This is a genomic window from Pseudomonas sp. Gutcm_11s, assembly GCF_028649395.1.
GTDB lineage: Bacteria > Pseudomonadota > Gammaproteobacteria > Pseudomonadales > Pseudomonadaceae > Aquipseudomonas.
Genome location: NZ_JAQSUW010000013.1, coordinates 112699 through 132203 on the forward strand (window position 1 = coordinate 112699; position 19505 = coordinate 132203).

18 protein-coding genes are annotated in these 19505 nt (G+C 66.1%); 13 read left to right on the forward strand and 5 right to left on the reverse strand.

Features of this window, described 5'->3' with window-relative positions; translation table 11 throughout:
• The first annotated feature begins 229 nt into the window (after positions 1–229).
• Positions 230–1612: an amino acid permease gene (locus PTT45_RS10365; RefSeq protein ID WP_443218173.1), complete on the forward strand. Its 1383-nt coding sequence runs from the start codon at positions 230–232 to the stop codon at positions 1610–1612.
• Between the two features lie 63 nt (positions 1613–1675).
• On the opposite strand, the gene PTT45_RS10370 is transcribed toward PTT45_RS10365, so the two are convergent.
• Complete coding sequence (locus tag PTT45_RS10370) at positions 1676–3283, reverse strand: methyl-accepting chemotaxis protein (protein ID WP_273813145.1); 1608 nt, start codon at positions 3281–3283, stop codon at positions 1676–1678.
• Between the two features lie 62 nt (positions 3284–3345).
• On the reverse strand, positions 3346–4389 hold the full coding sequence (locus PTT45_RS10375; RefSeq protein WP_273813146.1) for a metal-dependent hydrolase: 1044 nt from the start codon (positions 4387–4389) through the stop codon (positions 3346–3348).
• A gap of 138 nt (positions 4390–4527) precedes the next feature.
• On the opposite strand from PTT45_RS10375, the gene edd reads away from it, so the two are divergent.
• The 7 genes from edd (at position 4528) to PTT45_RS10410 (ending at position 10063) form a co-directional block, all read left to right on the forward strand.
• Positions 4528–6351, forward strand: a complete 1824-nt coding sequence (gene edd / locus PTT45_RS10380; RefSeq protein ID WP_273813147.1) for a phosphogluconate dehydratase — start codon at positions 4528–4530, stop codon at positions 6349–6351.
• Entirely contained in the window at positions 6348–7061 is a 714-nt protein-coding gene (gene pgl, locus PTT45_RS10385) for a 6-phosphogluconolactonase (RefSeq protein ID WP_273813148.1), read from the forward strand. Before edd ends, pgl begins: the two co-directional genes overlap by 4 nt.
• A 127-nt stretch (positions 7062–7188) precedes the next feature.
• Positions 7189–7614: a YciI family protein gene (locus PTT45_RS10390; RefSeq protein WP_273813149.1), complete on the forward strand. Its 426-nt coding sequence runs from the start codon at positions 7189–7191 to the stop codon at positions 7612–7614.
• 10 nt (positions 7615–7624) lie between these two features.
• Complete coding sequence (locus PTT45_RS10395; RefSeq protein ID WP_273813150.1) at positions 7625–8044, forward strand: VOC family protein; 420 nt, start codon at positions 7625–7627, stop codon at positions 8042–8044.
• Between the two features lie 75 nt (positions 8045–8119).
• Positions 8120–8533, forward strand: a complete 414-nt coding sequence (gene arfB / locus PTT45_RS10400; RefSeq protein ID WP_273813304.1) for an alternative ribosome rescue aminoacyl-tRNA hydrolase ArfB — start codon at positions 8120–8122, stop codon at positions 8531–8533.
• 135 nt (positions 8534–8668) lie between these two features.
• The gene (locus tag PTT45_RS10405; protein WP_273813151.1) at positions 8669–9640 is read left to right on the forward strand and encodes a diguanylate cyclase; all 972 of its coding nucleotides are present in this window, start codon (positions 8669–8671) and stop codon (positions 9638–9640) included.
• A gap of 66 nt (positions 9641–9706) precedes the next feature.
• Positions 9707–10063 carry a hypothetical protein gene (locus tag PTT45_RS10410; protein ID WP_273813152.1) on the forward strand — a complete coding sequence of 119 codons (357 nt, stop codon included), beginning with the start codon at positions 9707–9709 and terminating at the stop codon, positions 10061–10063.
• Positions 10064–10107: 44 nt separating this feature from the next.
• Here the strand turns inward: PTT45_RS10410 and PTT45_RS10415 are convergent, their stop codons facing one another.
• From PTT45_RS10415 to phhA, 3 genes are all read right to left on the reverse strand, one after another.
• On the reverse strand, positions 10108–11307 hold the full coding sequence (locus tag PTT45_RS10415) for an amino acid aminotransferase (RefSeq protein WP_273813153.1): 1200 nt from the start codon (positions 11305–11307) through the stop codon (positions 10108–10110).
• A complete protein-coding gene (locus tag PTT45_RS10420) occupies positions 11304–11657 on the reverse strand; it encodes a 4a-hydroxytetrahydrobiopterin dehydratase (RefSeq protein WP_192397398.1) in 354 nt (117 codons plus the stop codon). Before PTT45_RS10420 ends, PTT45_RS10415 begins: the two co-directional genes overlap by 4 nt.
• A 72-nt stretch (positions 11658–11729) precedes the next feature.
• The gene (phhA, locus tag PTT45_RS10425; RefSeq protein ID WP_273813154.1) at positions 11730–12515 is read right to left on the reverse strand and encodes a phenylalanine 4-monooxygenase; all 786 of its coding nucleotides are present in this window, start codon (positions 12513–12515) and stop codon (positions 11730–11732) included.
• Between the two features lie 270 nt (positions 12516–12785).
• Between phhA and PTT45_RS10430 the strand changes: the two genes are divergently transcribed.
• From PTT45_RS10430 to PTT45_RS10450, 5 genes are all read left to right on the forward strand, one after another.
• The gene (locus PTT45_RS10430) at positions 12786–14342 is read left to right on the forward strand and encodes a sigma-54-dependent transcriptional regulator (protein WP_273813155.1); all 1557 of its coding nucleotides are present in this window, start codon (positions 12786–12788) and stop codon (positions 14340–14342) included.
• 389 nt (positions 14343–14731) lie between these two features.
• Positions 14732–16687, forward strand: coding sequence for an acetate--CoA ligase (gene acs / locus PTT45_RS10435; protein WP_273813157.1), 1956 nt, complete (start codon positions 14732–14734; stop codon positions 16685–16687).
• Between the two features lie 494 nt (positions 16688–17181).
• Entirely contained in the window at positions 17182–17955 is a 774-nt protein-coding gene (locus tag PTT45_RS10440) for an ABC transporter substrate-binding protein (RefSeq protein ID WP_273813159.1), read from the forward strand.
• A 132-nt stretch (positions 17956–18087) separates the two neighbouring features.
• Entirely contained in the window at positions 18088–18777 is a 690-nt protein-coding gene (locus tag PTT45_RS10445) for an ABC transporter permease (protein ID WP_273813160.1), read from the forward strand.
• Positions 18778–18787: 10 nt separating this feature from the next.
• Positions 18788–19486, forward strand: coding sequence for an ABC transporter permease (locus PTT45_RS10450; RefSeq protein ID WP_273813161.1), 699 nt, complete (start codon positions 18788–18790; stop codon positions 19484–19486).
• The last annotated feature ends 19 nt before the right edge of the window (positions 19487–19505 follow it).

Sequence of the window (19505 nt, forward strand, 5' to 3'; positions counted from 1 at the left end):
TTGCCACCCTTGTTCTGCGGAGCAGGGTGGCCTTTTTGCCTCGAATTCCATCCTCGACACGCGGTTCCTGCCCGCCGTGGCCCGGGGTGTATACTGCGCGGCGCTCGCGGCCAGGTCCGACGGGCCCTTCACGACTGCCTGATCACGAGTCCGGCGGTCTATTTCGACAGACCGGTGAACCCATGCCTCGTACCTGCCTCACCCGTCGCTTGCTTCGGAGCGCACGCTGATGTCCGAACAGCTGCATACCGGCCCGCTCAAGCGCGGCCTCAAGAACCGCCATATCCAGTTGATCGCCCTCGGTGGCGCCATCGGCACCGGCCTGTTCCTCGGCTCCTCCGGGGTGATGCAGAGCGCCGGCCCGTCGATGATCCTGGGTTACGCCATCGGCGGCTTCATCGCCTTCCTGATCATGCGCCAGCTCGGCGAGATGATCGTCGAGGAGCCGGTCGCCGGCTCCTTCAGTCACTTCGCCCATAGCTACTGGGGCCCGTTCGCCGGCTTCCTCTCGGGCTGGAACTACTGGGTGCTCTACGTGCTGGTGGGCATGGCCGAACTGACGGCCGTGGGCAAGTACGTGCAGTACTGGTGGCCGGAAATCCCGACTTGGGCCACGGCCGCCGCGTTCTTCGTGCTGATCAACCTGATCAACCTGGTCAACGTGAAGGCCTTCGGCGAGACCGAGTTCTGGTTCGCCATCATCAAGGTGGTGGCGATCATCGGCATGATCGTGCTCGGCGGCTACCTGCTGATCAGCGGCGCCGGCGGCGAGCAGGCCAGCTTCAGCAACCTGTGGAGCCATGGCGGCTTCTTCCCCAACGGCGTGTCCGGGCTGGTGATGATGATGGCGATCATCATGTTCAGCTTCGGTGGCCTGGAGCTGGTGGGCATCACCGCCGCCGAGGCCGACCAGCCGAAGACCGTGATCCCCAAGGCGATCAACCAGGTGGTCTGGCGGATCCTGATCTTCTACATCGGTGCGCTGACCATCCTGCTGTCGCTGCACCCCTGGGACGATCTGGTGAAGACGCTGACCTCCGGTGGCGATGCCTACGCCAGCAGCCCGTTCGTGCAGATCTTCTCGCTGATCGGCGAGGGCACTGCGGCCCACGTGCTCAACTTCGTGGTGCTGACCGCCGCGCTGTCGGTTTACAACAGTGGCGTGTACTGCAACAGCCGCATGCTCTACGGCCTGGCCGAGCAAGGCGACGCGCCCAAGGCGCTGATGAAGGTCAACGCCCGTGGCGTGCCGGTACTGGCCATCGCCCTGTCGGCGGCGGTGACCCTGCTCTGCGTGGTGGTCAACTACGTGGTGCCGCAGAGCGCGTTGGAGCTGCTGATGTCGCTGGTGGTCGCCGCTCTGGTGATCAACTGGGCGATGATCAGCCTGGCGCACCTGAAGTTCCGCAAGGCCATGGTCGCCAAGGGTGTGCAGCCTAGCTTCAAGGCCTTCTGGTTCCCCTTCGCCAACTACCTGTGCCTGGCCTTCGTGCTGTTCATCCTCGGCGTGATGCTGATGATTCCGGGCATCCAGGTCTCGGTGTACGCCATCCCGGTGTGGGTGCTGTTCATCTGGGTCTGCTTCCGCCTCAAGCGCGCCGCGGGCAAGTAATCCTGGCTGCATGAAAAAGCCCGGCTTAGGCCGGGCTTTTTTGTGCCTGCTCGGTCCGGGTTCTCAGGTCTGGAACTGCAGCACCGAGCTCTGCATGTTGCGCGCGACCCGGTCTAGGTGCTGCGCGGCGGCGGCCAGCTCGTCCACGGTGCGGCTGTTCTGCTGCGACATGCGCGCGATCTGCTCGACGCGCTGGGCTACCTCGCTGGACGCCTTGCTCTGCTCGCCGATGGTGTGGGAAATCTCCTCCACCACCTCGGCCGCGCGGTGCGCGCCGCCACGGATCTCGCTGATCGAGTCGCCGGCCTGGCGCGCCAGGGTCACACCGTCGTTCACCCGCGCCACCCCGGCCTGCATGCTGCTCACCGCCTGGGCTGTGCTGCTGCGGATGCGCTCGATCATGGCGCTGATCTCCTGGGTCGACTGCGCGGTGCGCGAGGCCAGGTTGCGCACCTCGTCGGCCACGACGGCGAAACCGCGTCCGGCCTCGCCGGCCCGTGCGGCTTCGATGGCGGCATTCAGCGCCAGCAAGTTGGTCTGCTCGGCGATGCCGTTGATCACCTGGATGATCGAGTGAATCTCCTCGGAGGACTGGCCCAGCGCGGTGATGGTGGTGGAGGACTGGTTGACCGCCTCGGCGATGCGGCTCATGCCGTCGACCACGCCGAGGATCACCTGGCCGCCGTTGCTGGCCAGGTGCTCGGACTGCGAGGAGATGCCCTGGGCGTTGCGCGCGTGGTCGGCGATCTGCGCGATGTTGTGGATCATCTGCTCCATGGCCGCAGCCATGCTGGTGGCGTTGTCCGACTCCTCGCGGGCGCTGTGCACGATGCTCTGCGAGGCGTCGTTCAACTGCTGCGCGGTGCTCTGCAGCAGCTCGCTCTCGCTGCGGATGGTGTCGATCATCTGCCGCAGGTTGTTCTGCATGTCGGCCAGGGACTGCTGCAGCTGGCCGGCCTCGTCGTTGCTGTCGATCTGGATGGTGCTGCGCAGGTTGCCCTGGGCGATCAAGCGGGCAACGGCGATGGTCTTTCCCAGGGGGCGCAGGATGCTGGACATCAGGTGGCTGGTGATCAGGCCCAGCAGCAGGCACACCAGCAGGATGCCGCCGATCAGCAGCCAGGCGGCGTGCTGGGTGGTCTGTTCACTGTCTTGGCGAACCTGGGCGGCCTGTTGCTCGATCAGCTCGCTGAGCGCCTCGTTCTTGGCTTCCAGTTCCTCGAAGCTGCTGACGAAGGCCGGCATCTCGGCGCGGGCCGCCTGCGGGTCGCTCAGGGCCAGGCCGGCGATGCGTTCGGCCTGGGCGATGTAGGCGTTGAGCGCCGGCTGCGACTGGCCGATGGCGCTGCGGATGTCCGCGCTCAGTGGCAATGCGGCGTTGGCCGCCATGGTGCGCTGGAACCACTGGCTGTGTTCGCGCAGATCGCTGCGCACCTGTTCGGCGGCGGCCGTGTCGCCGGGTGGCGCGTAGAAGGCGGCCAGCACGTCGGCGCGCAGGGCGTCGTGCATCATGTCGCCCTCCAGGTGGTTGCGCAGGGCGGTGACGCTCAGCTCGCTGCTGACCAGCACCTCGGCCAGGCGCACCTGGCCCCAGTAGCCCACGCCGCCGAGCAGCGCGGCGGCGACCACGCTGATGGCGCCACCGGCGATCATTTTCTGGCGGATATTCATACTGCTGCCTCTGTCTCGGTCGACTGTTCGTCAAGCCTAGTCCAGAGGCAGCCAGGACGAGCTCAGGGTTTGTCCTGCAGGGCTTTTGCCCAGGCCAGCAGCTGCACCGGCTGGTGTGGGTCCCAGATGCGCTGCCAGAGCACCAGCATGTGCTCCGGGCTGCCGCGGCTGAAGGGCAGGCGTTCGACCCAGGGCGAGGCCTGCCAGCGGCCGTCGTGCCGCTCGGCCATGACGAAGCGGAACGGGTGGAAGCCGGTCATGCCCAGGCGCAGGTCGGTGACGATCAGCTCGTCGCCGATCTGGTCGTAGCGCAGCACGTCGTGGGTGAACCACTGCAGGCGCTGGTGCTGCGGCGAGTCGCGCAGCACCTCGGCCAGTTCGCTGCCACGCGGCAGGCGCTCCAGGCGCGGCGGCTGGTCGTCGAACCAGCCGACCAGCGCCTCGTGGTAGTCCGCACCATCGATCACCGTTACCCGCCACAGCAGGCTGTTGAACGGCGTCGGCGTGCTGAACAGGGTATCGGCCTGGATGCCGCGCTCGACCAGCACGTCCTGCACGCGCTGCTCGGCCATCCATTTGCCGGCCAGGGTGCTGGCCAGGTAGACGCTGGACAGGCACAGCGCGGTGATCGCCAGCCACTGCGGCTTATCGCGTAGGCCACGGACCAGGCCGACCACCACCGCCACCAGCAGCGGCACGGTGTACAGCGGGTCGATGATGAAGATCGACGACCAGGCGATCGGCGGCGTCTGCAGCGGCCAGAACAACTGGGTGCCGTAGCTGGTGAAGGCGTCCAGCAGCGGGTGGGTGATGAGTGCCAGCCACACGGCGAAGAACAGCCGTCGCGTCGAATAGGCCGGGTTGGGCCGCAGCCAGCGCGCCAGCAGGGTGATCGCCACGGCCAGCAGGCTGAGGATCAGCAGCGAGTGGCTGAAGCCACGGTGGTAGGTCATGTCGGCCACGGCGTCGCCATAGTCGATGATCACGTCGAGGTCGGGCAGGGTGCCGAGCATGGCGCCGTAGAGCAGGGCGCGGCGGCCTTGCCAGCGGCCGAGCAGGGCGCCCTGGATGCTGGCGCCGAGTACCGCCTGGGTGAGCGAATCCATCGTGTGTCTCGCGAGAAAAATCCAGGCGGCTACGTTAGCGCCGCCAGCGGCTGCGCGGCAGTCGGGAAATTCCGACGAAAGATTTCAACCGCGTGCGGGGTTACAGTGTCGCAATAGCAAAGCCTGAGGAGCCGATTCATGCATCCCCGCGTTCTCGAAGTCACCGAGCGCCTGATCGAGCGCAGCCGCGCCACCCGTCAGCGCTACCTGGCGATGATCGCCGCGGCCGCCGATCAGGGGCCGCAGCGCGGCAAGCTGCAGTGCGCCAATTTCGCCCACGGCGTGGCCGGCTGCAGCGGTGCGGACAAGCAGACCCTGCGCCTGCCCGATGCGGCCAACGTGGCCATCGTCACCGCCTACAACGACATGCTCTCGGCCCATCAGCCCTATGAGGACTACCCGCAACGGATCAAGGCGGCGCTGCACGAGGTCGGCTCGGTTGGTCAGGTCGCCGGTGGGGTTCCGGCCATGTGCGATGGGGTGACCCAGGGCGAGCCAGGCATGGAGATCGGCATCGCCAGCCGCGAGACCATCGCCATGGGTACCGCCGTGGCGCTGTCGCACAACATGTTCGATGCCGCGCTGTGCCTGGGTGTGTGCGACAAGATCGTCCCCGGCCTGCTGATCGGCGCGCTGCGCTTCGGCCATCTGCCCATGCTGTTCGTGCCGGCCGGGCCGATGCCCTCGGGCCTGTCGAACAAAGAGAAGGCCGAGGTGCGCGAGCGCTTCGCCGAGGGCAAGGCCAGCCGCGACGAGCTGCTCGCCTCGGAGATGGCCGCCTATCACAGCCCCGGCACCTGTACCTTCTACGGCACCGCCAACACCAACCAGATGCTGATGGAGATCATGGGCCTGCACCTGCCGGGCGCCTCCTTCGTCAACCCGAACACGCCGCTGCGCGATGCCCTGACCCGCGAGGCAGCGCAGCAGGTGACCCGTCTGACCCGTCAGGGCGGGCAGTTCCTGCCGCTGGCGCAGATCGTCGACGAGCGCTGCCTGATCAACGCCGTGGTGGCCCTGCACGCCACCGGCGGCTCGACCAACCACACCCTGCACCTGCCAGCCATCGCCCAGGCCGCCGGCATCCAGCTGACCTGGCAGGACATGGCTGAGCTGTCCGAGGTGGTGCCGACCCTGGCCCACGTCTATCCCAACGGCAAGGCCGACATCAATCACTTCCACGCCGCCGGCGGTACCGCCGTGCTGATCCGCGAGCTGCTGGCCGCCGGCCTGCTGCACGAGGATGTCGCCACCGTCGCCGGCCAGGGCCTGCGGCGCTATACCCAGGAACCGTTCCTCGACGGCGATACCCTGGTCTGGCGCGAAGGTGCGGCCGCCAGCCTGGACGAGAGCATCCTGCGCCCGGTGGCGCGGCCGTTCTCGCCGGAAGGTGGCCTGCGCCTGCTCGACGGCAACCTCGGTCGTGGGGTGATGAAGCTCTCGGCCGTGGCCCCCGAGCGTCATGTGATCGAGGCGCCAGCGCGGGTGTTTCATGACCAGCAGGCGCTGGCCGATGCCTTCCAGGCCGGCGAGCTGGACCGCGACTTCGTCGCCGTGGTGCGCTTCCAGGGCCCACGCTGCAACGGCATGCCCGAGCTGCACAAGCTCACCCCATTCCTCGGCGTGCTGCAGGATCGTGGCTATAAGGTGGCGCTGGTCACCGACGGGCGCATGTCCGGTGCCTCCGGCAAGATTCCGGCGGCCATCCATGTCTGCCCCGAGGCCTTTGATGGCGGCCCGCTGGCGCGGGTGCGCGACGGCGACCCGATCCGTGTCGATGGCCGTACCGGCGAGCTGCGCGTGCTGGTGGATGCCGGCGAGTTCGCCGTGCGCGAGGCCGTGGCGCCGCCACCGACGCAGATCGGTACCGGGCGTGAACTGTTCGCCTTCATGCGCGCCAGCTTCAGCACGGCGGAAGAGGGTGCCAGCGCCTTCACTGCCAGCCTGGCGGCCTTGCGATGAGTCTTGCCTCGCTGCAGATGCCGCTTGGTGTGACGGGCTATCAGTACGAGGCCGCAGCTCAGTTGGCCGAGGGCCTGGCGCTACGGGTGGCCGAGGCTCTGCGCGTGGCGATCAGCGAGCGTGGCAGGGCGCTGCTGGTGGTTTCCGGCGGGCGCAGCCCGGTGGCCTTCTTCGAACAGCTGGCGCAGCAGGCGCTGCCGTGGAAGCAGGTGCAGGTCGGCCTGGCCGACGAGCGCTGGGTCCCGCTCGACGATCCCGCCAGCAACGAGGCGCTGGTGCGCCAGCACCTGTTGCAGGGCGCGGCGGCCGAGGCCTGCATGATCGGCCTCTATCGTCCGGCCGAGAGCCTGGAGCAGGCCGCGCACCTGGCCGACCAGGCCATCGCCAGCCTGCCGGCCATCGATGTGCTGGTGCTGGGCATGGGCGATGACGGCCATACCGCCTCGCTGTTTCCGCACAGCCCGTTGCTGGACGAGGCGCTGCGCGCGGACTGCCCGCACGCGGTGCTGCCGATGCAGGCGCCCGCTGCGCCGCAGCAGCGCCTGACGCTGACCCTGCCGGTTCTGGCTGCCGCGCGCCTGAGCCTGCTGGCGATCCAGGGGCCGGCTAAGCTTGCGACCCTGGCTCGCGCGCTGCAGCCGGGGGCGGCCAGCGAACTGCCGATTCGTGCATTGCTCAAGGCGCCGCTGCAGCTGCACTGGAGCCCCTGAAAATTTTTTCGGCGGCCTGTCGAATTACCAGAACGCGGTGCGACTAAGGGACAGAACCCTCTGCCAGGGTTCATCAACCAGGCTCGGAGCGCCAACCGGCGCACCCGCCAAAACGAGGAGAAGGACGATGCGTTTCATGGTGATAGTCAAGGCCACTGCCGATTCGGAAGCCGGTGTGATGCCCAGCGAGGAGCTGCTGGCGGCCATGGGCCAATACAACGAGGAGCTGGTGGCGGCCGGCGTGATGAAGGCCGGCGAGGGCCTGCACCCGAGCAGCCGTGGTGCCCGCGTTCGCTTCTCCGGCGCCAACCGCAGCGTGGTCGATGGCCCGTTCGCTGAGACCAAGGAGCTGATCGCCGGCTTCTGGCTGTGGGAAGTGCCCTCGCTGGCCGAGTGCATCGAGTGGGTCAAGCGTTGCCCCAACCCGATGCCGGGCGACTCGGAGATCGAGATTCGCCAGATCTTCGAAGCCGAGGACTTCGGCGCCGAGTTCACCCCCGAGCTGCGCGAGCAGGAAGAACGCCTGCGCGCCCAGATCGCCCGCGAACAGTGAGGAAAGCACGATGAATATCCATGCCTACCTGATCTTCGACGGCCAGTGCGCCGAAGCCTTCCGCTTCTACCAGCAGGTGTTCGGCGGCGAGCTGATGGTGCTGCCCTTCGGTGACAACCCGGACTGCGGCGAGCTACCCCCCGAGCACCGCGACCGCACCATGCACGCCGGCCTGAATGTCGGCGGCCAGTTGCTGATGGGCTCGGACACCATGCCTGGAGATCCCTACGACGGGGTCAAGGGCTGCCATATGTCGATCCAGGCCGATGACATGGCGCATGCCGAGCGCCTCTATCGTGCGCTGGCGGCCCAGGGTTCGGTGCAGATGGAGCTGCAGAAGACCTTCTGGGCCGAGGGCTTCGCCATGCTCACCGACCGCTTCGGCGTGCCGTGGATGATCAACTTCTCCGGCGCCTGCCAGGAGTCCTGACGGGCTCCGCTCCCTGCGGATTTCGAGCGGTGGTGCGGTATGCTGGGCGCCCATTCCCTGCGGCGCCCGTTTTCCATGCTGGTGATCTCCAACAGCGTCCATCTGCCCGACGACGAGGTCGAGCTGACCGCCATCCGCGCCCAGGGCGCGGGCGGGCAGAACGTCAACAAGGTCTCCAGCGCCGTGCACCTGCGTTTCGACAGCCAGGCCTCGTCGCTGCCGCCGTTCTACAAGGAGCGCCTGCTGGAGCTGCGTGACAGCCGCATCACCGAGGGTGGTGTGGTGATCATCAAGGCCCAGCAGTACCGCACCCAGGAACAGAACCGCGCCGACGCCCTGGAACGCCTGGCCGAGCTGATCCGCAATGCCGGCAAGACCGAGAAGGCGCGCCGCCCGACCAAGCCGACTCTGGGCTCGAAAAAACGCCGTCTGGAAGGCAAGAGCAAGCGCGGCGCGATCAAGGCCGGTCGCGGCAAGGTGGATTTCTAGGCCGCACTTCGTCGGCAGCCTGTATAGCCAATTGCTACTGCTCGATTTGCCTGTGTATAAGCGAAGGCATGGCGCATCCGGCCATGTCTGGCGGTACGGCGGACGGACCGGTGCCGAGCAACCAGGAGAGCGGCGGTGAGTGACACGAATCATGCGGTAACCGACAGCGCGGTCTACAAGACCCTGCTCGAGTCGACCAAGGCCATCCCCTGGAAGATCGACTGGAAGAGCATGACCTTCGCTTACATCGGCCCGCAGATCGAGCCGTTGCTGGGCTGGACCCAGCAGAGCTGGATCAGCGCCAACGACTGGGCCGAACGCATCCACGAGGAAGACCGCGAGCGCGTGGTCAATTTTTGTATCGCCCAGTCGCAGAGCGGCATCGACCATGAGGCCGACTACCGCGCGCTGACCAAGGACGGCGACTACGTGTGGATTCGCGACGTGGTGCATGTGATGCGCGACGCCAGCGGCGAGACCGAGGCGCTGGTCGGTTTCATGTTCGACATCAGCGAGCGCAAGAAGACCGAGGAGCAGCTGTTGGCCCTGCAGAAGCAGCTGGAGGAGTACTCCTACAAGGACGGCCTCACCGGCATCAACAACCGGCGCATGTTCGACTCGATCCTCGATATCGAGTGGGGCAACGCCCAGCGTACGCGCCGGCCGCTGTCGCTGATCCTGCTGGATATCGATTTCTTCAAGCAGTTCAACGACCACTACGGCCACATCAAGGGCGACGACTGCCTCAAACGCATCGGCCAGGCCCTGCAGGGCGCAGCGGCCCGCCCGCGTGACTGCGTGGCGCGCTACGGCGGCGAGGAGTTCGTGCTGGTGTTGCCGGAAACCGACGGCGAGTCGGCGAAGAAGATCGCCGAGCGTTGCCGCAAGCTGGTGCGCAAGCAGCAGATCGCCCACGAGCAGTCCAACGTGGCACAACTGGTGACCGTCAGCCTGGGCGTCGGCACCATCATCCCCGAAGCCCACGACACGCCGCTGGCCTTTATCGAGGCGGTCGACCGCCTGCTCTACCAGGCCAAGCTACAGGGCCGCGATCGTTTGCTGCACGGGCACTGTGGCGGTGGCGAAGCTGACGCCTGCCAGGCCTGACTGCGCGTATCCTATGTCACCGCTCGGCAGCGAGGCTGCCGGCACCCCCTGTCGCTGGAGAAAACCATGAGCCTTGCCAAATACCCGGACGTGCTGGATTGCACCGTCTACCGCCCGGACGAGAACGACCCGGACGCCGAGGAGCTGGAGCTGGGCGATGCCCGCATCGTCATCGAGGGGGCCTTCGAGGCGCCGGACGAGTGGGATGCCGCCGAGCGTGAGGACTACTTCGACGACAGCGATCCGGCCCTGTTCGTGACCGCACTCATCGAGTGCGAGGCCAAGGCCGACAGCGGCCAGCACTTCATCGCCGAGCCTGGTGACTACGTGGCGGTGGTACGCGGCCTGCAGGTGGAGATGTACTACGTCTACGACCGCGCCGACACCAGCTATGTGCTGATCCGCGACGACCAGCTGGACTGATCGCGCTGAGCAAGAAAAACGCCGCCCTCGGGCGGCGTTTTCGTTCAGGCCTGGCAGACCCTGGCGATGGCGGCGGCGAGGTAGTCGAGGCGCTCTTCGCTCATGCCCGCGACGCTGGCGCGACCACTGCTGACCAGGTAGATGCTGAACTCGTTGCGCAGCCGCGCCACCTGCTCGGCTGTCAGCCCGGTGTAGGAGAACATGCCGCGCTGCTGCGCCACATGGGCGAGGCGCTCGTCCAGACCGTGCGGGCGCAGCGCCGCCACCAGGCCGCTGCGCAGGCTGGCCACGCGCTGGCGCATGGCGTCGACTTCCTCGGCCCACAGGGTCTTCAGTTCGGCGTCGCCAAGAATCTGTGCCACCACTGCGGCGCCGTGGGACGGTGGTGTCGACCACAGGTTGCGGGCGAGGAAGGCCAGCTGGCTGCGAATGTCGATCAGCTTCTCGGCGTTCTCCGCGCGCACGATCAGCGCGCCGGTGCGCTCGCGGTACAGGCCGAAGTTCTTCGAGCAGGAGCTGGTCACCAGCAGTTCCGGCAGCTCGGCGGCGAACAGGCGCACGGCCCAGGCGTCCTCGTCGAGGCCGTCGCCGAAGCCCTGGTAGGCGAAGTCGATCAGCGGCAGCAGCTCGCGCGCTTTGACCACCTCCAGCACGCGTTGCCAGTCCTGCTGGCTGAGGTCGAAGCCGGTGGGGTTGTGGCAGCAGGCGTGCAGCAGCACTACGTCACCGGCCGGCACACGTTGCAGTGCGTCGAGCATGGCGTCGACGTCCAGGCGGTTGTCGGCGCCGACGTAGGGATAGTGCTCCACGCGTAGGCCGCAGGTGGCGAAGATGCTTTCGTGGATCGGCCAGGTCGGGTTGCTCAGCCAGATGGCGCGGCCCGGCAGGTTGCGCGCGACGAACTCGCCGGCCAGGCGCAGGGCGCCGGTGCCGCCGGGCGTCTGGGTGGCGCCGGCCAGCTGGTCGGCGAGCAGGGCATTGCCGGCGTCGAAGGTCAGCGCCAGCAGGCGCTCGCCGAACTCTGGCGCGCCATGGCCACCGATATAGGTCTTGGTCGCTTCCGTCTCCAGCAGGCGCTGCTCGGCCAACTTCACGGCGCGCGGGATGGGCGTTAGCCCGGAGGCGTCCTTGTACACGCCCACTCCGAGGTCCAGCTTGGCCGGGTTGCTGTCGATCCGGTAGGCGTCGAGCAGGCCGAGGATCGGATCGCCCGGCACCCGGCCGATGGCGGCGAAGTGGCTCACTTGCGGCCCTCGGCGCTGGCGGCCAACACGTCGGTGCGCGCGGCCATGATGAAGTCGTTGCGGTGCAGGCCCTTCATCTCGTGGCTCCACCAGGTAACGGTGACCTTGCCCCATTCGGTGAGCAGGGCCGGGTGGTGGCCGACTTCCTCGGCGATGGCGCCGACCGCGTTGGTGAAGGCCAGGGCATGGCGGAAGTTCTTGAACAGGTAGACGCGCTCCAGCTCCATGTGGCCGTCGCGGGTCTCGATGTTCCAGTCCGGAATCTCGCGGATCAGCGTCGCCAGCTCCTCATCGGAGACGTGGGGCGCGTCGGCGCGGCAGGCTTCGCATTGGGCTTGGGCGAGGGACATTCTGGGCTCCTGCAGTGAGGTCTTGAGGGTAGAGGGGGAAAGCGTAGGACGGGTTCCGCCTGATTAGCCGGCTCACGCCGCCTTGGGCGGGAATTTCGGGGCGTGCAGGCCCAGCGCCGTGGCGCGTTGCACCATGCCCATGATGTCCTGGTGGGCCAGTTCGAACAGGCTCTTGAGCTGCGGCAGGACGAAATACAGCGGCTGCAGGATATCGATGCGGTAGGGCGTGCGCATCGCCTCCAGCGGGTCGAAGACCTGGTGCTCGGGCTCGTCGGACAGGCTGTAGACCGTCTCCTTCGGCGAGGAGAGGATGCCGCCGCCGTAGATGCGCCGGCCTTGCGGGGTATCGACCAGGCCGAATTCGATGGTCATCCAGTACAGCCGCGCCAGGTACACGCGCTGCTCCTTGCTCGCGGCCAGGCCGAGCTTGCCGTAGGTGTGGGTGAATTCGGCGAACCAGGGGTTGGTCAGCAGCGGGCAGTGGCCGAAGATCTCGTGGAAGATGTCTGGCTCCTGCAGGTAGTCCAGTTCTTCCGGGGTGCGGATGAAGGTGGCGACCGGGAAGCGCTTGCTGGCCAGCAGCTCGAAGAAAGTCTGGAAGGGAATCAGCGCCGGCACCCGCGCCACCTGCCAGCCAGTGGTGGTGCCGAGCACCTTGTTGATCTCACCGAGCTGGGGGATGCGCTCGCTGGGCAGGCCGAGCTGTTCGATGCCATCGAAGTACTCCTGGCAGGCGCGGCCTTCGAGCACCTTCATCTGCCGGCTGATCAGGGTGTTCCACACCTGATGCTCGGTGTCCGAATAGTGGATGAAGCCGTTTTCGTCCGGTTGCCGGGCCACGTACTGCGTGGTTTTCATCGAGCCTCCTCATCTGCGGTGCAGGCCGCGGAGTGTTGTTGTGTTGCCTTAGCAGTACCGCAGATAGGCGGGCAGGGCAGCAGGCGAGGGGGGCGGGAGAGGGCTTCTGGTGGGTCTCTGTTGTAAATAAAACATTACGAATGCGTGCAGGCGCTCCGGTGTCGCCTTGCTGGAGTCCGTTGGTGTCACATATTCTTGACGAAAAACAACGGCCGCCTTGCGAAAAAATGGCCGTGACCCAGCCCATAACAACGATCAGGGTCGATTACCGTGCGAATCAAAGTCCATTGCCAGAACCGTGTCGGCATCCTGCGCGACATCCTCGAGCTGCTGGTCGACTACGGCATCAACGTCGCCCGTGGCGAAGTCGGCGGCGAGCAGGGCAACGCCATCTACCTGCATTGCCCGAACCTCATCAATCTGCAGTTCCAGGCCCTGCGCCCGAAGCTGGAGGCCATCTCCGGCGTGTTCGGCGTCAAGCGTGTCGGCCTGATGCCCAGCGAGCGTCGCCACCTGGAGCTCAACGCGCTGCTCGGCGCGCTGGACTTCCCGGTGCTGTCCATTGACATGGGCGGCAGCATCGTCGCCGCCAACCGCAGCGCCGCCCAGCTGCTCGGTGTGCGCGTGGACGAGGTGCCGGGCATGGCGCTGTCGCGCTACATCGACGACTTCGACCTGCCCGAGCTGGTGCGTGCCAACAAGTCGCGGGTCAACGGCCTGCGGGTCAAGGTGAAGGGCGATGTGTTCCTCGCCGATATCGCGCCGCTGCAGTCCGAACATGACGAGAGCGAGGCTCTGGCCGGCGCCGTGCTCACCCTGCACCGCGCCGACCGGGTTGGCGAACGCATCTACCACGTGCGCAAGCAGGAACTGCGTGGCTTCGACTCGATCTTCCAGAGCTCCAAGGTGATGGCCGCGGTGGTGCGCGAGGCCCGGCGCATGGCGCCGCTGGACGCGCCATTGCTGATCGAGGGCGAGACCGGCACCGGCAAGGAGCTGCTGGCCCGCGCCTGCCACCTGGCCAGCCCGCGCGGGCAGTCGCCGTTCATGGCGCTCAACTGCGCCGGGTTGCCGGAATCCATGGCCGAGACCGAGCTGTTCGGCTATGGCCCAGGCGCCTTCGAGGGCGCACGGCCGGAAGGCAAGCTCGGCCTACTGGAGCTGACTGCCGGCGGCACGCTGTTCCTCGATGGTGTGGGCGAGATGAGCCCGCGCCTGCAGGCCAAGCTGCTGCGCTTCCTGCAGGACGGCTGCTTCCGCCGGGTTGGCAGCGACGAGGAGGTGTACCTGGACGTGCGGGTGATCTGCGCCACCCAGGTCGACCTGTCCGAGCTGTGTGCCAAGGGCGAGTTCCGCCAGGACCTCTATCACCGCCTCAACGTGCTGAGCCTGCACATCCCGCCGCTGCGCGAATGCCTGGATGGTCTGGCGCCTCTGGTGGAGCACTTCCTCGATTCGGCCAGCCGGCAGATCGGTTGCCCGCTGCCGAAGCTGGCGCCCCAGGCCTTCGAGCGCATGGCCCATTACCACTGGCCGGGCAACGTGCGGCAGCTGGAGAACGTGCTGTTCCAGGCTGTGTCGCTGTGCGACGGCGGCACGGTGAAGGCCGAGCACATCCGCCTGCCGGACTACGGCGCGCCACAGCCGCTTGGCGAGTTCTCCGTCGAGGGCGACCTGGACACCATCCTCGGCCGCTTCGAGAAGGCGGTGCTGGAGCGCCTGTACGCCGACCACCCGAGCAGCCGTCAGCTGGGCAAGCGCCTCGGCGTGTCGCACACCACCATCGCCAACAAGCTGCGCCAGTATGGACTGGGCAAGGAGTCCTGATGCCGTGTGCCGAAGCCGGTGCGGGCATGCGACTTTGGTGCAATGTCGCGGCTGGCGAAGCGGGACGATAATGAGCCATGTCCGAATCCTGCGAGTCGGACTGCGTTTCTGACATTCCTCCCCGGAATGAGCTTATTGGCGACCCTTTTGCGGTCGCCATTTTTTTTGCCCGGATTTTTGCAGGGCAGCACTACCAGCTTCCCGCTGCGGGCAGCGACTCGCCCCCAATTCGCCGCGTCGTGCCACGGTTCGCCGAGCCGCTCGGGTGTGCTCGGCTGGCGTTTGAGACCATGGTCTTAGAGCGGTAAGACCATGGTCGAATGGCCCCACTCCGGGTCGGGGGATACAAAAGGCGACATACAAAAACAACTGCCCGCCGAGGTATCCAAATGACTGCTGCTTCTCTCTACCCCGTCCGCCCCGAGGTGGTCGCTAACACGCTGACCGACGAAGCCACCTACAAGGCGATGTACCAGCAGTCGGTGATCAACCCGGACGGCTTCTGGCGCGAGCAGGCCAAGCGCATCGACTGGATCAAGCCCTTCACCAAGGTGAAGCAGACCTCGTTCGACGACCACCATGTCGACATCAAGTGGTTCGCCGATGGCACCCTCAACGTCTCGGCCAACTGCCTGGACCGTCACCTGGCCGAGCGCGGCGACCAGCTCGCCATCATCTGGGAAGGTGACAACCCGTCCGAGCACAAGGAAATCACCTACCGCGAGCTGCACGAGCAGGTCTGCAAGTTCGCCAACGCCCTGCGCGGCCAGGACGTGCACCGCGGCGACGTGGTGACCATCTACATGCCGATGATCCCCGAGGCCGTAGTCGCCATGCTGGCCTGTGCGCGCATCGGCGCCATCCACTCCGTGGTGTTCGGCGGCTTCTCGCCGGAGGCCCTGGCCGGGCGCATCATCGACTGCCAGTCCAAGGTGGTGATCACCGCCGATGAAGGCCTGCGTGGCGGCAAGAAGGTCCCGCTCAAGGCCAACGTCGACGACGCCCTGACCAACCCCGAGACCCGCAGCATCCAGAAGGTCATCGTGGTCAAGCGCACCGGTTCCGACATCAAGTGGAACCAGCACCGCGACATCTGGTTCGAGGACCTGATGAAGGTGGCCGGCAGCGTCTGCGCGCCGAAGGAAATGGGCGCCGAGGAAGCGCTGTTCATCCTCTACACCTCCGGTTCCACCGGTAAGCCCAAGGGTGTGCTGCACACCACCGGCGGCTACCTGGTGTACGCCGCACTGACCCACGAGCGGGTGTTCGACTACAAGCCGGGTGAGGTCTACTGGTGCACCGCCGACGTGGGCTGGGTCACCGGCCACAGCTACATCGTCTATGGTCCGCTGGCCAACGGCGCCACCACCCTGCTGTTCGAGGGCGTGCCGAACTACCCGGACGTGACCCGCGTCGCCAAGATCATCGACAAGCACAAGGTCAACATCCTCTACACGGCGCCGACCGCCATCCGCGCCATGATGGCCGAAGGCAAGGCAGCGGTAGAGGGTGCCGACGGTTCCAGCCTGCGCCTGCTTGGCTCGGTCGGTGAGCCGATCAACCCGGAGGCCTGGCACTGGTATCACGAGAACGTCGGCCGCGAGCGCTGCCCGATCGTCGACACCTGGTGGCAGACCGAGACCGGCGGTGTGCTGATCAGCCCGCTGCCGGGCGCCACTGCGCTCAAGCCAGGCTCGGCGACCCGTCCGTTCTTCGGCGTACAGCCGGCGCTGGTGGACAACCTGGGCAACCTGATCGAGGGCGCCGCCGAAGGCAACCTGGTGATCATCGACTCCTGGCCGGGTCAGGCGCGCAGCCTGTACGGCGATCACGACCGCTTCGTCGACACCTACTTCAAGACCTTCAAGGGCATGTACTTCACCGGTGACGGCGCTCGTCGCGATGCAGACGGCTACTGGTGGATCACCGGTCGCGTCGACGACGTGCTCAACGTCTCCGGCCACCGCATGGGCACCGCCGAGATCGAGAGCGCCATGGTCGCCCACGCCAAGGTCGCCGAGGCCGCGGTGGTTGGCGTGCCGCACGACATCAAGGGGCAGGGCATCTATGTATACGTGACCCTGAACGCAGGCGAGGAACCGTCCGAGCAGCTGCGTCAGGAACTGAAGAACTGGGTGCGCAAGGAGATCGGCCCGATCGCCTCGCCAGACGTCATCCAGTGGGCTCCGGGACTTCCGAAGACCCGCTCGGGCAAGATCATGCGCCGTATCCTGCGCAAGATCGCCACCGCCGAATACGATTCGCTCGGCGACATCTCCACGCTGGCCGACCCCGGCGTGGTGCAACACCTCATCGACACTCATCGCACCATGCAGGTCGCCTGACCGGGCTGACTTAGCGGCAAGTGCAGGACCCCGGCCACAAGCCGGGGTCTTTTTTTGTCTGCGCGGCAAACTCGATATTTCTCGATGCGGTAACGCCTTGGGTAACGTTCGGCGCCAAAGCGGGGCGCGCTGACACAGGCTGGTGCGCTGGCGGGCGGGGCAGGGGGCTGCTTTGGGGCTGCAGGCCTTGTGAAATCGTTGACGCCCAGGTGTGGCGCGGTTATTGCTGGGTAGTTAGGTTTTATTTTCTGTCTTGCTGGTCATCTTTTGGCTGGCCTGTCAATATGCGCGCCGCGCCCCTCCGGCCCTTCTGTAATTTGTTGTCGCTTTGAAGAAATATCGACCTACCCCTGGTCGATAGAATGCCGCCCACTTGGCCTTCCCTCTTGCCAGGCCTTCATCGGCGGCAAAGACGGCGACACTTTCTACAATTCATCCAGGCCATGGCGAACCTCATTCTGCCAATCGCTGTACCCAATTCGTAGGAGCACAAGATGAAGAAGATCGTACTTCTCGGCGCCCTGGCGCTTTCCGCTTTCAGTGCGCTGGTTCAGGCAGAAGACAAACCGCTGCGCATCGGCATCGAGGCGGCTTACCCACCCTTCGCCTTCAAGCAGCCCGACGGCAGCATCAGTGGCTTCGACTACGACATCGGCAACGCCCTGTGCGAAGAGATGAAGGTCAAGTGCCAGTGGATCGAGCAGGAGTTCGACGGCCTGATCCCGGCGCTGAAGGTGCGCAAGTTCGACGCCATCCTGTCGTCCATGTCCATCACTGACGAGCGCAAGCGCTCGGTCGACTTCACCGGCAAGTACTACGCCACCCCGGCGCGCCTGGCGATGAAGGCCGGCAGCGAGTACACCGACGTGGCCGGCCTCAAGGGCAAGAAGATCGGCGTGCAGCGCTCCTCGATCTACGACCGCTACGCCACCGACGTCTTCGCCCCTGCCGGCGCCGAGATCGTGCGCTACGGCTCGCAGAACGAAGTGTTCCTGGACCTGGCCTCCGGCCGCCTGGACGCTACCCTGGCCGACGTGGTCAACATCGACGACGGCTTCCTCAAGACCGATTCCGGCAAGGGCTTCGCTCTGGTCGGCCCGGACTTCACCGATGTGAAGTACTTCGGCGAAGGCCAAGGCATCGCTGTACGCAAGGGCGACAAGGCCCTGGCCGAGAAGATCAGCGCCGCCATCCTGGCGATCCGCGCCAACGGTAAGTACAAGGAAGTGCAGGACAAGTACTTCCAGTTCAACGTCTACGGCGAGTAACGCCGCTGCGTCCATCCTTCCCGGAGCGGGAAGGGTGGGCACGGGCCGGGTGAGCGCAGCGCTCTGCCGGACTCACCCCAAGCCCCTCGCTCCTTGCAAGAGCGCTCCTCCTGCTTCCTGAGGATAGATTTCATGTTCAATGGCTACGGCTCGACCATTCTCGACGGCGCCTGGCTCACCGTACAGTTGTCGCTGCTGTCGATGGCGGTCGCCATCACGCTCGGCCTGCTCGGCGCGTCCTTCCGCCTGTCGCCTGTGAAATGGCTGGCTTTGATGGGCGAGACCTACGCCACCGTGATCCGCGGTATTCCCGACCTGGTGCTGATCCTGCTGATCTTCTACGGCGGCCAGGACCTGGTGAACCGCATCGCCCCGCTGGTGGGCTATGAGGATTACATCGATATCAACCCGTTCATCGCCGGGGTCAGCACCCTGGGCTTCATCTACGGCGCCTACCTGTCCGAGACCTTCCGTGGTGCCTTCATGGCCATCCCCAAGGGCCAGGGCGAGGCGGGCATGGCCTATGGCATGAGCCCGCTGCGCGTGTTCTTCCGCATCCTGGTACCGCAGATGATCCGCCTGGCGATTCCGGGCTTCACCAACAACTGGCTGGTACTGATCAAGGCTACCGCGCTGATCTCCCTGGTCGGCCTGCAGGACATGATGGCCCGCGCCAAGAGCGCCGGCGATGCGACCCGCGAGCCGTTCACCTACATCCTGCTGGCGGCGGCCATCTACCTGATCATGACCAGTGTGTCCCTGCTGGTACTGCGCTACCTCGAACGCCGCTATTCGGTCGGCGTGAAGACGGCTGAAATCTGAGGGAGTTGCCATGCTTTTCGATTACAACGTGGTACTCGACAGCCTGCCGCTGTATTTCGGCGGTGTGCTGGTCACCCTCAAGTTGCTGGCCATCGCCCTGGCCTTCGGCCTGGTGCTGGCCGTGCCGCTGGGGCTGATGCGCGTCTCCAAGCAGCCGGCGATCAATTTCCCGGCCTGGCTCTACACCTACGTGATCCGTGGCACGCCGATGCTGGTGCAGCTGTACCTGCTGTACTACGGCCTGGCCCAGTTCGAGGCGGTGCGTGACAGCTTCATGTGGCCCTATCTGTCCAATGCCACCTTCTGCGCCTGCCTGGCCTTCGCCATCAACACCAGCGCCTACAGCGCCGAAATCCTCGCCGGCAGCCTCAAGGCCACGCCACATGGCGAGATCGAGGCAGCCAAGGCCATGGGCATGTCGCGCTTCAAGCTGTACCGCCGCATCCTCCTGCCTTCTGCGCTGCGCCGTGCGCTGCCGCAGTACAGCAACGAGGTGATCATGATGCTGCACACCACCAGCCTGGCTTCGGTGGTGACCCTGATCGACATCACCGGCGCCGCCAAGACCGTGAGCTCGCAGTACTACCTGCCGTTCGAGGCCTACATCACCGCCGGTGTCTTCTATCTCTGCCTGACCTTCATTCTGGTGCGCCTGTTCAAGCTGGCCGAGCGCCGTTGGCTGGTCTACCTGGCCCCGCGCAAGGCCTGAGCCGCGCGTTCCCCGTATT

Coding starts and splice junctions, on each gene's coding strand:
- PTT45_RS10365 (WP_443218173.1), top strand. CDS start 230: ATGTCCGAACAGCTGCATACCGGCCCGCTCAAGCGCGGCCTCAAGAAC.
- PTT45_RS10370 (WP_273813145.1), bottom strand. CDS start 3,283: ATGAATATCCGCCAGAAAATGATCGCCGGTGGCGCCATCAGCGTGGTC.
- PTT45_RS10375 (WP_273813146.1), bottom strand. CDS start 4,389: ATGGATTCGCTCACCCAGGCGGTACTCGGCGCCAGCATCCAGGGCGCC.
- edd (WP_273813147.1), top strand. CDS start 4,528: ATGCATCCCCGCGTTCTCGAAGTCACCGAGCGCCTGATCGAGCGCAGC.
- pgl (WP_273813148.1), top strand. CDS start 6,348: ATGAGTCTTGCCTCGCTGCAGATGCCGCTTGGTGTGACGGGCTATCAG.
- PTT45_RS10390 (WP_273813149.1), top strand. CDS start 7,189: ATGCGTTTCATGGTGATAGTCAAGGCCACTGCCGATTCGGAAGCCGGT.
- PTT45_RS10395 (WP_273813150.1), top strand. CDS start 7,625: ATGAATATCCATGCCTACCTGATCTTCGACGGCCAGTGCGCCGAAGCC.
- arfB (WP_273813304.1), top strand. CDS start 8,120: ATGCTGGTGATCTCCAACAGCGTCCATCTGCCCGACGACGAGGTCGAG.
- PTT45_RS10410 (WP_273813152.1), top strand. CDS start 9,707: ATGAGCCTTGCCAAATACCCGGACGTGCTGGATTGCACCGTCTACCGC.
- PTT45_RS10420 (WP_192397398.1), bottom strand. CDS start 11,657: ATGTCCCTCGCCCAAGCCCAATGCGAAGCCTGCCGCGCCGACGCGCCC.
- phhA (WP_273813154.1), bottom strand. CDS start 12,515: ATGAAAACCACGCAGTACGTGGCCCGGCAACCGGACGAAAACGGCTTC.
- acs (WP_273813157.1), top strand. CDS start 14,732: ATGACTGCTGCTTCTCTCTACCCCGTCCGCCCCGAGGTGGTCGCTAAC.
- PTT45_RS10440 (WP_273813159.1), top strand. CDS start 17,182: ATGAAGAAGATCGTACTTCTCGGCGCCCTGGCGCTTTCCGCTTTCAGT.
- PTT45_RS10445 (WP_273813160.1), top strand. CDS start 18,088: ATGTTCAATGGCTACGGCTCGACCATTCTCGACGGCGCCTGGCTCACC.
- PTT45_RS10450 (WP_273813161.1), top strand. CDS start 18,788: ATGCTTTTCGATTACAACGTGGTACTCGACAGCCTGCCGCTGTATTTC.